Genomic DNA, 13,896 nt, shown 5'->3' with positions numbered 1-13,896 from the left:
AGGAGAGGAGACCCATGCGCCCCCGGCCCAGCACGCTGCTGATGATCACCAGCCTGATCCTCGCGTCGCCGCCGGCGCTCGCCGGCGACACGGCGGACACCGCCGGCGGCGCCGCGGACGAGAAGGCGCGGCGCGACGCCCGGGAGCTCGTGTACCTGGGCGACGAGCTGTTCATCCTGAGGAGGTACGCGGAGGCGCTCCGCGCCTACCAGCGCGCCGAGCAGCTCGTCCGCGTGCCCTCGACCTCCATCGAGGTGGCGAAGGCGCTCGCCGCGATCGGCCGGCTCAGCGAGGCGCGCGAGCTCGCGGCCACGATCGCCTCGTCGCGCGCGCTCCCCGGGGAGCCCTGGCCGTTCATGCAGGCGCGGCGCCGCGCCGGCGCCCTGCGCGACGAGCTCGACGACCGCATCCCCCGGCTGAAGGTGCGGCTCGTGCCGAGCCCCGCCGGGGCCAGGCTCAGGATCGACGGCCAGGAGGTGAAGGTCTCCTCGGAGGGGACCTTGATCGATCCCGGCAACCACTGGGTCGAGGTCGAGGCCGACGGCTACGCCGGCGCCCGGCAGCGGGTCTACGTCCCGGAGCGGGAGATCACGGCGATCGACGTCACCCTCACCCCGGCGCCCCGCCCGGACGGCGTCTCGCCGTGGGCCATCGGCGGGTTCGTGGCCTCGGGCGCCGGCCTGGCGGTGGGGCTCGGCGTGGGCGCGGCCTACCTGAGCGCGAGGAACGACCTCGCCGAGGCGTGCCGGCAGGGCGCCTCGGGTTGCTCCGCAGATGCGCGAGGCGACGCGAACGCCCTGGGTTGGGTCTCGAACGTGGGGTTCGGCCTCGCCATCGCCGGCGCGGCCGTCGGCGGCATCACCCTCGGCCTGGAGCGCTCGAAGGCCCCGGCCTCGAGCGTCACCTGGGCGGTCGGTCCGGGCTACATCAGCATGCGAGGGACGCTGTGAGGGCGCGCCGCGCTGCCGCCTGCGCGTTCGCCGCGTGGGTCGCCGGGTGTCAGGTCGTCGCCCCGCTGCCCGACGGCGAGGACGGCGCCACCTCGGCCGAGGGCGACGGCATCGACAGCGGCGCGGGCGACGCCGGCGATGGGAGCCCGGAGAGCTGGGCTCCGCCCGCGCAGGAGGCCGGCCCGTGCGAGATCGCCGCGTGCTCGGCCCACTGCGCCCGATCGATGGATCTCTGCGAGCTCACGCCGCAGTACCCGTCGGTCGAGGCGTGCTGCACCGTCTGCGAGGTGATGCCGTCGCCCGGCGGTTATGCCGGGTGCCGCGCGCCGGAGACCGGCGATCCCGCCGGCTGCACCGCGGCCGGGCCGCTCGGCCCGGAGGGCGGCGCCGGGTGCGTCGGGCGGTGCGAGGCGATGTGCACGCTCTACGCGGCCGTGTGCCCGATGGAGCTCGCGGACATCGCGGCCTGCGAGGCCCTCTGCGCGGCCTTGCCGGCGCCGCAGGTGTTCGAGGCGTGCGGCTCGCTCGCGGTCGAGGGGTCGCTCGGGTGCAGCACGCAGCAGATCTACGCCGCGCTCGGAGCAGTCGACAAGAAGGCGCGCGACAAGGTGTGCCGCGACATCCTGGAAGGCCGCTGCCCCAAGCCGGCGTGTGTGGATAGCCACTAGCTCGATCCCGCCTCGAGAACAGCACCGCAAGCGGGGGAGTCTGCCTGCTCTCCGCCGGTGCGTTCGCCTGGGCAGCCGATCCTTGGGAGCGGGAAGCGCTCGCCGCGGAGGCGGGCGGCGGTGTCTAGCCGGTAGGCGCCGTGCCGTTCGGTGCGGCGCCGGGCACCGCGGGCGCTGCCGCGCCGTTCAGCGCAGCAGGCGCCGCCGTGCCGTTCGGCGCTGCGGGGGTCGCAGCGCCGGGCGCCGCCGGTTCAGCCGGCGCCTCGTCGCCCGGGGCGGCGACGGTGTCGCTGTGCGCCGTCGCGCGGTCGGTGCGGCCCTTGTAGAGAGAGGGGGCGATCGTATCGGCGTCCTCCTCGTCCCAGCGCAGGTACGCGACGGCGCGGCGGGTCTGGTCGTAGGCGTGGACGAGCAGCGAGAACGCCCGCGCCCTCCTGTCCGCGGCCTCGGTCGGCCCGGGGCCTTTGCCGTGCTCCCGCACGCCGAGGGCCGCGAGCAGCTGCGGCCCGATCTCCCCGGCGCGCCTCACCTCCTCCTCGGTCGCCGCCGTCTTGTTGGCGACCTCCGCCCAGCTCGCAGTGAACAGCGCCGAGAGCGCGACCAGGTCGTTCGCCGTGTCGATGTGCCCCAGCCCCGCGCGGATCTCCGCGACCGTGTCCGCGTCGAGCAGGACGCGCCGGGCCAGCGCCTCGGCGTCGCTCAGCAGGTTCTCGCGCAGCGGCGCCGCCTCCGCGAGCAGCGGTTTCAGCGCGTTCTCGGCGCCTCCGCTCGACAGCCACGCGAGGTGCGCGTACCACGCGGCCAGCGCGTAGGTCTCGAGCCGGTCGAGCAACGCGACATCGTGCGTCGGCACGTGCTCCACGATGGCGGAGCGCAGCGCGAGGAGGCCGGGCAGCACGCCCAGCACCTGGGAGACGACCCGGGGAATATCGAGGTTGATGGCGATCAGCCGATCCGGGCTCAGCGCCTCGATCTCGGGCAGGATCTTGTCGAACGCCGCCGCCGCCTGGGGCGGGGCCGCGGGCTTCTTGGGAGCGGGCTTCTTCTTGAGCGGAGAAGGCTTCGTCATGAGGGGATGACCTCTCGTTGTTCGTCGTCGCGGAGCAGCGGAGAACAGGTACGACGCGCTCCACCCCCGCGCGCTGGACGTGTTGAGAACGTCAGGCGCACGCCGAACGTTCCGGGCAGGGAAACCACCCCCGCGCACCCGTCAATCGACATGCCGGCTGATTTTCCGACGGCGTGCCGCCCTCGTCGCGATCTTGCGTCATGGTCTGGGCCCCGCGAGGCTCGCGAGAAGTCGCCTGAAGGTGTCATGTGCCCGGCGCGCGGCGGGGTGGCGTGGAGTGTGCTGCTCTCGTCACGGCGTCTGGTAGCTGTCAGCACGCATGTCGGCACGCACCGTGCCATCCACGTGTGGCGGTTCGCGGCCGACCGTCTCCGTTGCCGGCAGGGCTGCCGGCAGCCTCCCCAAGACCGTTTCCGGGTAGTGGTCGCGTTTGCCTGAAACGCGACCACCCCGATCCAACTGCGACCACCTCGCCGAAAGCGCGGGGGGTCCGGCTGCTCCATGGCCCGCGCGCCATCGCCCCCCCCGCCCACACCACCGTTGCCCGCGCGTGCCGGCGCTTCGAGCGCTTGCACGCACATTCGACGGCCATTTGCACGCATCGGATTGCCGGAGCTCTACGATCGTAGTTGTATCTACCTGAAATCGTTTGATTTTTGTCGGCCGCGATCTTGACCTTCATCCGCGGCGATCCATGATTCCCCAGAGCCCGGCGCGCCGGGGGTTCTCGCACCGCGGGGCACCCGATCACGCGCCGTGTTCGCGACGCGCTTGTTGGAGGGCACGGCTGCGCCTTTACGCCCAAGGTGGAAGACGCGCTTCCACCCTGACTCGCGAGCGCTCTACCCCGCCATGCCCCTGCGGCATGGCGCTGCGACGGAGACCTGCGCCATGGAACCCATCGATACACCTGATCCCGACTTGCTCGACGAAGCTCTCAAGACGGAAGTCCACCGACCGCCGACGCGAGAAGGCGAGGAGTTCCCCCCCAACTCAACAGCAGCGTTCGCATCGACCGGACGGCACGCCCACCCGTCGTGCCGACGATGCAAGCGAAGCTCGTCGGCCGCTGGCTTCTGGACGAGCACGGGAATAGGTTCCTCGGGTGGGTCTACATCGGCCCGGTCAGCCTCGAACCGTACGACGGGGAGAAGCTCGACGGCGAAAGTCTCGACGCTTGGATCGATCGAGCGCTGAAGGCGAGCTGCCTCCGCGTGCGCATCACCGATCGGGATGGCGACAACGCCGTGATCGAGGCGGACCTCCGAACCGCCACGGGCCAGTGCTGACGCCGCTACGCGCGTTGCGTAGCCCGTCAGCGCTCGCGCGCCATGACGCGAAAGGGCCGTTAAACAGGTTGTAATCGCGCGCGTCGGCTATGACGGATACTGTCCTATCCGCGCAGAAACGCCGAGAAACATAGGCTTTCCGTGCTACCTTGCAGTCGTCTCGGAGCTCTGGTCGGTCGAGGATCTGATCCGGGCCGCGCTGGCGGAACCTGCCGCCGCGCCGCCCGTCCCGCAGGCGCTCACCCTGCCGGCGCAGACAGGGCGGGTCCGGCAGCTCAAGACGGGGGCAGGGTGGCTCCGGCTCGTCTCGGGCGGTGGTACCCCGTCGACGCCGTCCACACCGCAGCCGCCACCCGCGGCGCGCACGGCGGCCCATCCGGAGCCGGAGCCACCGCCGCCGTCCGAGCCGCCGCCAGCGCCAGGGCCGCGCAGGATGGTAGAGCTGAGCTTGTTCAGCGAATCCGAGTGATGTTTCGGTTTCTCGGCCGGAAACCGCTGCCGGGATGTTCTAGCAGCAGAGCAATGGTCACCTGACGGAGATTCAGGTGGTATCTGCCCATCCAGGGGCGGCTCCAATCCGGTTCGGCGACGAGAGCCAGTTCAAAACACCATGCGCATCAATGACGCCGCTTGCCACGTCGTTGACCAACGCCGCTGCTTCATCCTGTTTCGCTATAATCTGGATGCCGTTTGCATCTAGGACACGTAATAGGGCACTCCAGGCGACGCGCTTGTTCCCGTCCACGAAACAGTGGTTCTTGGCGAGGTACACGAGCAGATAGGCGACAGCGACGAGCAGATCGGGCTCTCCGTCCTCCGCCACGTACATCGAAGCGGTGACAGCGCCCCCGATGCTTCCTTCAACGCACCCAGCCTTTGGTGCAATGGATTGATCCCCGCCATAGTGGCGGATAGCGGCCGCGTGCAAGTGAAGCACGTCTTCGACCTCCACGAAGGCCCAGCTCAAATCATCGTTCATTGGGCAAGGATCCTCATTGTCTCCGCCCAATTCGTGCGCAGGTGCTCTATCGTGCTCTCGATCGGTACGCGGGGTGGTGGGGTTGCCGCATCTAGAATCCAGACCAGAGATGGCTTCTGCCCGTCGAGGACAGCGGCAGCCACGTCCTTGTGACGCAGCGGAAGTGCGCGCTCTACCTGCTCCGACGACGCCGAGCACCGCACAGTGCGGCTGCTCGTCTTCAGGGTAATGTAGCTTGCGCCAGGGTCGAACCCGACGCTCAAGATCCGGCCAAGAAGTTTGACCAGACGAGCGCCTTGGGCTGGAACCTCTAACAACGATAGCTCACCGAATTGTACATCAGCGAGCACCGTTCCATTGGTCCAGGCCGTGTAGCGCTGAGCGCGTACGCCTGCCGGCAGCGACCGAAGGTATCGACGCACGGAGGCGTTGGCCGGCCTACCCTGGCGCTCGGCGTCTAGATCCTGGACCAGACGCTGGACAGTCTGCTCGCCGAACGTGTCGAAGCTCTGTAGGTGCAGCTGAGATCCTGGCCTGGCCACGCACACGAAGGTCGGCGCGGCGGATCCTTGCTCGATGGAAGCGAGCTCGAGGTCCAGCAGCTTGGCCTCGGCGGCTAGCCGGCCCCCTTTGGTGCCGTATTCCGTATCATCCAGCGCGGACGCAAGGATCCCCGATGCCGTCCGCTGAAGCGCGGACAGCAGGAGCTTGAGGGACTCCCCGAAGGACGAGAGGCTCAGGCGGTGCTGCGCCAGCCCAGGCTCGTCCCCGTCGAAGGTGACTTTCAGCTTGACGCCCATGGGGTGCACGCTGGCCGAGCAGGCACCCGGCGTCAAGCCGGGGGCCTTTGAGCGCAGCGACGCGCCCGCGGTCCTCTTGCTGAGCCTGCGCGGCGATCTTACGCGATGCTTCGCCCGGGGGATCTTCGTCGTGGCCTGGATGGTTTCCCGTGGCCGTCGAGGCCCGGGGACGGCAGCTACTTGCTGACGAAGCGCCGCTTGATGGCGTCGAGGATCTGCAAGGCGCCGCGGGGCTCTGCAACGGCCTCGCGTTCGGCTCGTGTTCTCGCGCTCATCTGGGCGTCGAGCGCGGCGGCCCAAAGCCGGTCGCGGTTCCACGGGCACCCACCGCGGCAGGCATCGAAGATGCGCAGCTTCTCCGAGACGTGGGTCAGATCCGCTTTGGTCAGGGCGGGCTTGTTCCTCGGCGCCTTCGGAGCTTGCGAGCGAGGCGGGCCCGTGCGAGCCGCAGGCGACTGCCCGCCGTCCCGAGCGGGATGCCCAGTATGTCCGCGATCTCGGTGCCGCCGTGGCCGAGCGCGGCCAAGACGAGCTCTTCGCGGGCCCAGAGCGGCATCGCGGCGATCGCCATGAGCGCCTCGGCAGCGTCGATGCGTTCGCCGACGTGCCAGGGGTCGACGCGCTCCTCGCCCGTGGCCGCCCACGGGTCGGCGACCGGTACCTCCCGACGTCGGAACGCCCGCTCGTGGTAGTGGGTGCAGTGGAACCTGCACACGCCGAAGAGCCAGCGCTTGAGCGCGTCCAGGGGCTCGCGCACAGGGTCCGGTCTGTAGCGCCCGGCCTGGGAGCTCGCCCATGCACCGAGCATCACGTCCTGGAGCACGTCGCCAACGTCGACGGCGGGCACACCGAGGCCGCGCAGGACGCTCCGGATGAACGGCTCCTGCGCGGCGATCTCGGCGATGTTCAGGACGCGAGCGGGGCCAACGTGCGGGCCCCGCCAGGTCATGGGGCACCTCGGCCGCAGTTCGGGCAGCGATCGGCGGCCACGGGGCGGCCCAAGAGCCGCTCGATGGTGGTTCCAGCCGCACGTGCGGCACTCATGGCGGTGCCGGGCGACCCGGCGTACTTGCCCGAGGCGATCGCGCGAAGCGTGCGGGACTGCATGCCCATGACCTCGGCCAAGCAGGCCCAGGTGCCGTACAGGCCGCGCAGGTTGCGGAGGGCGGCGCGGAGCCGCATGCGCTCGATGTCGGAGAGGGAACGGGTGACGCAGAGGCGGCGGCGCTTGGGCGCACCTTCGCCTTCTTGCTTTCTTGCTCGCCCGAAGGCGAACGGACTACGGTCAGCATGTCGGACCTCGTGGATCGGGGTTCGGCCACGCTGCCCGGGCGACGCGAATCACCGCGGGCTGCACTACTTCCGGCAGAACTTAGCCGCTCATGCGAGGTCCGGAGTCAAACTAGGGCAGCGGAAGCCCAATTAGGGCACCACCCGCTTCCGTTGCCGGCAGGGCTGCCGGCAGCCTCCCCTCAGACTCGACCGATCCGCCAATCGACAGGCTCTTCGGCCGGAGATCGGCTTGCCCAGCTCTTCGATCTCGAGACACGCGCGACGCGATCACCTCTGCGCCCCGATCGACCCGTGGCGCTCGCAGCGAACCCGCCGGAGGAGCGCGTCGCGGTCCGCGGCGTGCTCTCCGCGACCACGACGCTCGCGGTGCTCGTGCAGGAGACGGCACGCCGAGAGCTGTCCCTCGGTGGTCCCGAGCTCGAGCATCGCTCGCGCGCGCTCGAGCATCGGATCGATCCGAGCATGCGCCGCGCCGGAGTGCGCCCGGGGCGACACCTTGCCCGCGGCGGAGACCACGCGAGCCGTCGTGGTGCTGCCCTGATGGGCGGACACGGCGGAGGCCGTGACGGCCTCTCGCCGGATCGCGCTCTCGGGTCGGCCCGGCCCCACGCCGCGCTGGTCAGCAGGCGCCGCCGGCATCTCGAGCGCGGGCCGCGCGCGCTCCGAGGTCGGGAGCAGGGGCGCTTCGGCAAAGCCGGCCGCTGGGCCGGGCCAGGCAGCGCCCGCCCCGAGCACGAGCCCCGCTGCCGCCGTCCCATGCAGCCTGAACCGGCGAAGCCCGCGCAAGGCGTCGTGAAGCCAGGCACCGGAGAAGAAGGGCACGAAGCACGGCACCGCAGGCTGCCTGCGCCGGTGCTGCGCCGCCTGCCAGCGCCCGACCTCCTGCTCGATCCTGTCCCAGGCGGCAGCGAGCCGTGACTTGACGGTGTTCTCGGGGAGCGCGTGCGCCCCGGCGATCTCGGCGAGCGTCCGGCCCAGGAGCTCGTGCTCGATGAAGACCGTGCGACGTGCGTCGTCGAGCTTGTCGATGAAGCGCCAGAGGACGGAAGCCCGCTGGCGGGCGATCAAGGAGGCTTCCGGGCCCGGCCGCTCGTCCGAAGGATCCTCGTCCTGGAGGGGTGCGATCACCTCGTGCCGGCGGCGCGATCGCCGCCGGCTGCTGCGCACCACGTTTCTGACGAGCTGGTCCACATACGCCGCGGCGTCCCTCACCAGGCCGATGCGCGCGCGGTTCTCCAGGATGCGAAGCCACGCGTCCTGGAGTACGTCGTCGACGTCCTGAGCCGGCACGCGCATGGCGCGCGCGAGCCGGCGGAAGCGGTCGGAAGCAAGCGGGCCAGGGGCTGCGATGGCCAGGCTCGCCGAGGTGCTCACATCCATGCACGTCCAGATGCTTCAGGCGCGAAAAGAGGTGACCCAATCGACCGGTGCGACGAAGAACGGTGCGCGAAGGTGCGTTCGCAGAGGGATAACGAGAAGGCCACGGCTCCGTGGAATCATTGCGCAGGCGACGTCTGATTTATCATGCAAAAAAAGCCGCGCTCGGTATCCAAGCGCGCTTGCTGGGCTGACAGGCTCGTTGATAACGTGGGCCGCGTGACGCTCTTGCGCTCGGCCCTGTCCGGGATTTGCCTTCTCGGCGTGCTGGGCAGCGGCATCGGGCTCGCGCGCGCTGCACCTGCGCTGGCGACCGAGAGCGCGGCAGCGATGAAGGCGCGCCAGAAGGCCCGGATTGCCTTCGGCGCACGGAAGTGGACCGAGGCGGAAGCGAGCTTCGAAGCCGTCCTGGCGGCGCCCGACGCCGGAATGACCGCGGTGCAGCGGGCCGAGGTGCTCGGCTATCTCGGGCTTTGCGAGCTGGAGCAGGGCAAGCACCGGGAGGCCGCCGAGCACCTGGGGAAGAGCCTCGAGCAGGACGCCGCGCTGAGTCGCGCGCTCCTCGACAGGTTCACGCGGGCGTTCAACAGGGCGATCGAGCACGTCGGCAGGATCTACGTGGCGGCCTCCCCGCCCGACGCCGAGATCCTCCTCGACGGGGAGCCCGTCGGCACGGGCGCCACGGTCCACGAGCTGTTCGTCGCGCCGGGGACGTACACGCTCCGGGCCCGGCTGTCCGGGCACGGGGAGGGCTCGCAGCGGGTCGAGGTCGATGCGGGGGAGACGGTCAGCGCAGCGCTGCAGCTCGTGCGCGCGGCCGACGCGCCCGCGCGCGCGCCGGATCCGGGCGCGGCGCGGAGCGAGCCGGTCAAGCCGGCGGCGGCCTCGGCCGCGCCCCCGGCGGCGCCGGGGCCCTGGGCGTCATGGCCGGGGACGCTGCGGATCACGGGCATCGCGGTCACGACGGCCGCCGTGTCGGCGGGGGCGGTCTTCATGCTCCGGGCGAACCGCCTCGACGGGGATCTCCGCGAGCGCATCGACGGCCTCCACCGCGATCCGGCGTGGACCTCGGGCGCGTGCCGCGAAGCGCCGCAGCCCTCGGTGTGCCCGGAGCTACGCTGGATGCGCGAGCAGCGCGATCGGTCCGGCGTCGTCGGGACCGCCCTGGTCGCGACGGGGGCCGTGGTCGGCGCCGTGACCGCCGCGTCCTTCTTCGTGGACCTCTCGTTCCTGCGATCGACGCCGGCGCGGAGCGGGCTGCGTCTCGTCCCGGTGACGACGGCGCAGCAGGTCGGCGTGGTGGCGTTCGGGGCGTGGTGAAAGGGCTTGCGGGGGCCGGATGGAGGGCTTGGAGGCGACGATGAGGTGGGCTCGGGCGGCGCGGAGGGTGTCGGTTTCGCTCGCGGTCGCCGCGCTGTGCGCGTGCGGTGCCAGCGCCGTCGCGGGGTGCAGCATGTACGGGGGGGACCATTGCTGGGAAGAGCAGACGTGCGATGAGCCGCCGCCCCCGGAGCCGTCGTCCCCGACCTCGCCATGCGACGGCGATCCCGCGACGAGCCCGGCGAAGAACGGGTGCGGGGTGTTCGTCGCGCGGGGTGGAAACGACGCGAGCGACGGGACGAGGGGAGCGCCCGTCAGGACGCTGCAGCGCGCGGTGGAGAAGGCGTCCGTGCCCGGGGGGACGCGGCGGGTGTACGCGTGCGCGGAGGACTTCGCGGAGGCGGTCACGCTGCCGTCGGGCGTCGCGATCTGGGGAGGCCGGGACTGCGCCACGGCGGCGTGGACCTGGGCCGGCAAGGACCGCTTCACCGGGATCGCGCCGGCGCCGGAGCGGGTGCCGCTCGTCGTGGAGGCGCGCGAGGCGAGCATGACGTCGGCTGTGTTCGGCGTGCGGCTCGTGGCGGCGGACGCGGTGCGGCCGAGCGGGTCGGCCATCGGGATGATCGTGCGCGAGGGCGCCGCGGTGGAGGTGGTGTCGAGCGAGATCCTGGCGGGGAACGGGGCCGATGGGGCGGATGGGGAGAGCGCTCCGCAGCCCTTCCAGGCGCCGAGTGGGGCAGGTGGCCAAAAGGGGGGTGACGGGTGCCTGGCGGACTGGACCGAGGGCGCTCCGCCGGCGGTGACCGTGTGCGAGGACGGGACGACGTCGATCGGCGGCGAAGGCGGCGACGGCGACGTCGCTGCGGGCGGCGACGGCGAGCAAGGCGTACCGGCGCCGGGGCCTGACTCAGTCGACAACGGCGAAGGGGGAAAGGGCGGGCCGATGACCTGCACGCCCGGCGAGAACGGCGGCGCTGGAGCGTCCGGCGCGCACGGAGTCGGAGGAGGGACGGGCGTGGACGAGCCGCTCAAGTACGGAAGTATCAGCGCCCACGGCTGGCAGGGCTTCTCGGGACGGGACGGCAAGAACGGGGGGATCGGCCAGGGGGGCGGCGGCGGGGGCGGCGTCGGACCGAACGGGAAGTGCCGCCCGGTGGATCCGCAGGGCGGACCGTCCGGCGGCTCGGGCGGGGGCGGCGGCTGCGGGGGGCGCGGTGGCCGAGGCGGCGGCTACGGGGGCGGTAGCTTCGGCATCATCGCCTTGCATGCTCACGTCCTGGTGGACAAGACCGAGATCATCACCGGCGATGGGGGGCGCGGCGGCAATGGAGGGAGGGGGCAAGACGGTGGCTTCGGCGGGCCAGAGGGTCCCCGTGGAGCCATCGCAGGCACGGGCTACCGTGCATGCGAGGGCGGGATGGGCGGCGATGGCGGCAAAGGCGGCGATGGCGGCGGAGGACTCGGAGGCGTTTCCGTCATCGTCGGGCGCGTGGACAGCAGCGTTCACCTCACGGAGAGCGCCGACTGGACTTGGGGAGCCCCTGGTGCCGGGGGAGTCGGAGGCGATCCTATCGACACGAACGCCAAAGGGGAGGACGGCCAGACCGCCGTTCTCTGGGAGTTCCCGGAGCTGCTTGTGCCGCCCCAATGAGGGATTTCGCACGGGGATGGGCGCAGAGAGAAGAACATGAAGTTCACAGCCGCTGCATGGATCGTGCTGCTGTCTTCGCCGGCCGCCCTGGGGTGCGGGACGGAGCCGTTCACCCCACCGTGTGCGGAGGGGGGCACCTGCGACCCAGAGCCTGCGTCCGCGCCCTCGGAGGAGGAGTGTCTCGAGGGTCTCGCCGCGCTGCGCGTGCAGGCCGGGTGCGGGGTGTTCGCGAGCCGGGCGTGGGGAGACGACAGCAATCCCGGCACGATGGAGAAGCCGGTGAAGACGCTCGCCCGCGCGGTCGCGCTCGCGCCGCGTACTCGCGGGCGGGTGTTCGCCTGCGTCGACACTTATCTCGAGGCCGTCACGCTGCCGTCCGGCATCGATCTGTGGGGCGGCTTCGCTTGCTGGTCGAGATGGAGACACTACACGGAAGGGCCGACCAACAAGCCGGCACTGCTCGTTTCTCCAGACCCCGGGGGTAGTGCACTGATCACCGTGGTGGCGGCGCAGCACGACGGCGAGGGGGCCACCGACGGCGTATCCACGATCGTGGACATGCGCGTGGAGCAGCGGTGGAGGTTGGATGAGGGCATCCATTCGATCGCGATGAGGCTTGCGCCGGGCGCGGTCGTGGAGGTGCTCCGGAGCGAGATCCAGTCGGACCGCGCCCAAAAAGGCGAGGACGGCCAAGATGCGGTCTACGTTGATCCGCAGCCAGCTTACGGGGAAATCGGAGCGATCGGCAGCGACGCTTGCTCGGCCGCGACCGTGGCCGGCGCGTCCGCGGTGACGACCGTGTGCGGCGACATGGTGTCGACGGGCGGCAAAGGGGGCGACGGGACCCCGGACCGCGGTGGCGATGCCGAGGACGGCAGGCCGCTGACGACCCCGAACCCCAGGGATGCGGGCCTGGGCGGCGCGGGCGCGAAGGACGGCGCACCGTGCGCGGACGGCCGCCGTGGGGGAGACGGCGCACCGGGCGAGCCCGGCCCAGCCGGCCAGGGTGGACGCCTCACCGAGGCCGGTTGGGAAGGCGTGCCCGGCAACCAGGGCGGCACGGGAGCGCCCGGCCAGGGGGGCGGTGGGGGCGGCGGCGCGCCAGGCGGCCGAAGCGCCTGCGGCAACGCGGCGCTGGGCGGCGCGTCGGGCGGCTCGGGCGGCGGCGGCGGCTGCGGCGGCACGGGCGGCCGCGGCGGCGGCGCGGGCGGCGCGAGTATCGCGATCTTCGCGCACGCGGGCAGTAAGCTGACGCTGCGGGAGACCCAGGTCATCACGGGCCAGGGCGGCTACGGCGGCCGGGGGGGCAAAGGCCAATTGGGCGGACAGGGCGTGCAAGGAGGCCCGCCAGGGCAGGCGTCGGACCTGGGCGGCGAGCATGCCTGCCGGGGAGGCTACGGCGGCCGGGGCGGCACGGGCGGCTACGGCGGCGGGGGCTCCGGCGGGCCCTCGATCGGCATCGCCTATGCCGACGACGAGCAGCTCACCCTGGATCGCGTCATGTTCGAGATCGGCGAAGGGGGCGGGGGCGGCATCGCGGATGTGTTCGACGAGACGCGCGACAAGGCGAACCGAGGCAGCGACGGCTTCTCCGCCGAGACGATGCGCTTCTCGCCATAGCGATCCACCTGCGTCCAGGCGCGCTGCCGCCGCCACCTCGACAGCGACGCCGAGATCCGTCCAGACGACCGCCAGCGCGGACGCCGCGGCCCTGGTGACGTCGACGCACTCCGTCGAGCGCGCGCCGCGCGTACTCCGCCCAGGAGCGCAATACTACCTTGGGAGCACGGGCACGGGGCGGGAAGGCAACGCAAGGACATTTGCGTGCCCCAGATCACCATTGACGCCGCGCTTCAGCGAGAAAACCATAGCCAAGTTCGGAATGCACAAGGCGATCCATCTGCGTTTCGTGACTCACATCGCTCACCATGCCCGTTCTGCGGTGTGGTGCCGCTCGCCAGGACAGCGCCCGCGTCGGGTCGGGACGCAACGCCGCTTCCCTGGACGCGAGCGACCCGCGCATGGGCCATGCATCGCCGCCCGTCACGCGTGCGGGGCGCGGAACGTGAGCTTGACCCCCGAAGGAGATTCGCATGAAACGATTCGTTTTGCGCGCTGTGGTGCTCGTGTTTGCTCTTTGCTCAATCGGAGGAAAGGAATGCACTCCCGGCACCGGAGCTTCCAGTCAAAACTCGGGCCTGCCCTTCTGTCATTCGGACCCGCCCATCTTCTGCGCCGCATATTGCTCTGGTTATGATAGCGTCACGTTCAGGGACGAGTGCTCGGACATCGGCGCCGACACGCTGGAAATCCTATTCGAACTAAAGGTAATGAGCCTCTATCAGGAGCAACTAAACCAGGACATTCACCTGTGCACCCAAGCCGATCCATTCACGTTCTTGACGCCGTGCCAGATTGGCATAATTCCCCAGGAGTGGCCAAATCAGGACCATGAAGTTTGCCAGCCTGTGCCCCCAGGCTGTCCGATGTAGCCGTGAGA

At 71.0% G+C, this 13,896-nt stretch carries 12 protein-coding genes; 7 read left to right on the top strand and 5 right to left on the bottom strand.

The window, feature by feature from the left end; genetic code table 11:
* The first annotated feature begins 14 nt into the window (after positions 1–14).
* Positions 15–950 carry a PEGA domain-containing protein gene (locus tag ACSRUE_RS16770; protein ID WP_441291873.1) on the top strand — a complete coding sequence of 312 codons (936 nt, stop codon included), beginning with the start codon at positions 15–17 and terminating at the stop codon, positions 948–950.
* On the top strand, positions 947–1,618 hold the full coding sequence (locus ACSRUE_RS16765) for a hypothetical protein (protein WP_441291872.1): 672 nt from the start codon (positions 947–949) through the stop codon (positions 1,616–1,618). The genes ACSRUE_RS16770 and ACSRUE_RS16765 overlap by 4 nt, the downstream gene beginning before the upstream one ends.
* Positions 1,619–1,742: 124 nt before the next feature.
* Here ACSRUE_RS16765 and ACSRUE_RS16760 read toward each other — a convergent pair whose 3' ends face one another.
* On the bottom strand, positions 1,743–2,687 hold the full coding sequence (locus ACSRUE_RS16760) for a hypothetical protein (RefSeq protein WP_441291871.1): 945 nt from the start codon (positions 2,685–2,687) through the stop codon (positions 1,743–1,745).
* A gap of 1,046 nt (positions 2,688–3,733) precedes the next feature.
* Between ACSRUE_RS16760 and ACSRUE_RS16755 the strand changes: the two genes are divergently transcribed.
* Positions 3,734–3,976 carry a hypothetical protein gene (locus ACSRUE_RS16755; RefSeq protein WP_441291870.1) on the top strand — a complete coding sequence of 81 codons (243 nt, stop codon included), beginning with the start codon at positions 3,734–3,736 and terminating at the stop codon, positions 3,974–3,976.
* A gap of 541 nt (positions 3,977–4,517) precedes the next feature.
* On the opposite strand, the gene ACSRUE_RS16750 is transcribed toward ACSRUE_RS16755, so the two are convergent.
* The 4 genes from ACSRUE_RS16750 to ACSRUE_RS16735 form a co-directional block, all read right to left on the bottom strand.
* Positions 4,518–4,955 (bottom strand): type II toxin-antitoxin system death-on-curing family toxin, encoded by a 438-nt coding sequence (locus ACSRUE_RS16750; RefSeq protein ID WP_441291869.1) that lies wholly within the window; start codon positions 4,953–4,955, stop codon positions 4,518–4,520.
* The gene (locus ACSRUE_RS16745; protein ID WP_441291868.1) at positions 4,952–5,755 is read right to left on the bottom strand and encodes a hypothetical protein; all 804 of its coding nucleotides are present in this window, start codon (positions 5,753–5,755) and stop codon (positions 4,952–4,954) included. The genes ACSRUE_RS16750 and ACSRUE_RS16745 overlap by 4 nt, the downstream gene beginning before the upstream one ends.
* 385 nt (positions 5,756–6,140) lie before the next feature.
* Positions 6,141–6,704 carry a sigma-70 family RNA polymerase sigma factor gene (locus tag ACSRUE_RS16740; protein WP_437765180.1) on the bottom strand — a complete coding sequence of 188 codons (564 nt, stop codon included), beginning with the start codon at positions 6,702–6,704 and terminating at the stop codon, positions 6,141–6,143.
* A gap of 611 nt (positions 6,705–7,315) precedes the next feature.
* A complete protein-coding gene (locus tag ACSRUE_RS16735) occupies positions 7,316–8,428 on the bottom strand; it encodes an RNA polymerase sigma factor (protein WP_441291867.1) in 1,113 nt (370 codons plus the stop codon).
* Between the two features lie 216 nt (positions 8,429–8,644).
* On the opposite strand from ACSRUE_RS16735, the gene ACSRUE_RS16730 reads away from it, so the two are divergent.
* The 4 genes from ACSRUE_RS16730 to ACSRUE_RS16715 all read left to right on the top strand — a co-directional run bounded on the left by ACSRUE_RS16730 (position 8,645) and on the right by ACSRUE_RS16715 (position 13,888).
* The gene (locus ACSRUE_RS16730; protein WP_441291866.1) at positions 8,645–9,745 is read left to right on the top strand and encodes a PEGA domain-containing protein; all 1,101 of its coding nucleotides are present in this window, start codon (positions 8,645–8,647) and stop codon (positions 9,743–9,745) included.
* Positions 9,746–9,812: 67 nt separating this feature from the next.
* Complete coding sequence (locus tag ACSRUE_RS16725; RefSeq protein WP_441291865.1) at positions 9,813–11,396, top strand: hypothetical protein; 1,584 nt, start codon at positions 9,813–9,815, stop codon at positions 11,394–11,396.
* 36 nt (positions 11,397–11,432) lie between these two features.
* A complete protein-coding gene (locus tag ACSRUE_RS16720; RefSeq protein ID WP_441291864.1) occupies positions 11,433–13,016 on the top strand; it encodes a hypothetical protein in 1,584 nt (527 codons plus the stop codon).
* A 473-nt stretch (positions 13,017–13,489) separates the two neighbouring features.
* The gene (locus ACSRUE_RS16715) at positions 13,490–13,888 is read left to right on the top strand and encodes a hypothetical protein (protein ID WP_441291863.1); all 399 of its coding nucleotides are present in this window, start codon (positions 13,490–13,492) and stop codon (positions 13,886–13,888) included.
* Positions 13,889–13,896 lie beyond the last annotated feature (8 nt).

Origin of the sequence: Sorangium sp. KYC3313 (genome assembly GCF_052075895.1) — a bacterium.
Lineage (GTDB): Bacteria > Myxococcota_A > Polyangia > Polyangiales > Polyangiaceae > Sorangium > Sorangium cellulosum_B.
This window is presented reverse-complemented; position numbering and strand designations above follow the sequence as displayed.

Coding starts and splice junctions, on each gene's coding strand:
- ACSRUE_RS16770 (WP_441291873.1), top strand. CDS start 15: ATGCGCCCCCGGCCCAGCACGCTGCTGATGATCACCAGCCTGATCCTC.
- ACSRUE_RS16760 (WP_441291871.1), bottom strand. CDS start 2,687: ATGACGAAGCCTTCTCCGCTCAAGAAGAAGCCCGCTCCCAAGAAGCCC.
- ACSRUE_RS16755 (WP_441291870.1), top strand. CDS start 3,734: ATGCAAGCGAAGCTCGTCGGCCGCTGGCTTCTGGACGAGCACGGGAAT.
- ACSRUE_RS16750 (WP_441291869.1), bottom strand. CDS start 4,955: ATGAACGATGATTTGAGCTGGGCCTTCGTGGAGGTCGAAGACGTGCTT.
- ACSRUE_RS16745 (WP_441291868.1), bottom strand. CDS start 5,755: ATGGGCGTCAAGCTGAAAGTCACCTTCGACGGGGACGAGCCTGGGCTG.
- ACSRUE_RS16740 (WP_437765180.1), bottom strand. CDS start 6,704: ATGACCTGGCGGGGCCCGCACGTTGGCCCCGCTCGCGTCCTGAACATC.
- ACSRUE_RS16735 (WP_441291867.1), bottom strand. CDS start 8,428: ATGGATGTGAGCACCTCGGCGAGCCTGGCCATCGCAGCCCCTGGCCCG.
- ACSRUE_RS16720 (WP_441291864.1), top strand. CDS start 11,433: ATGAAGTTCACAGCCGCTGCATGGATCGTGCTGCTGTCTTCGCCGGCC.
- ACSRUE_RS16715 (WP_441291863.1), top strand. CDS start 13,490: ATGAAACGATTCGTTTTGCGCGCTGTGGTGCTCGTGTTTGCTCTTTGC.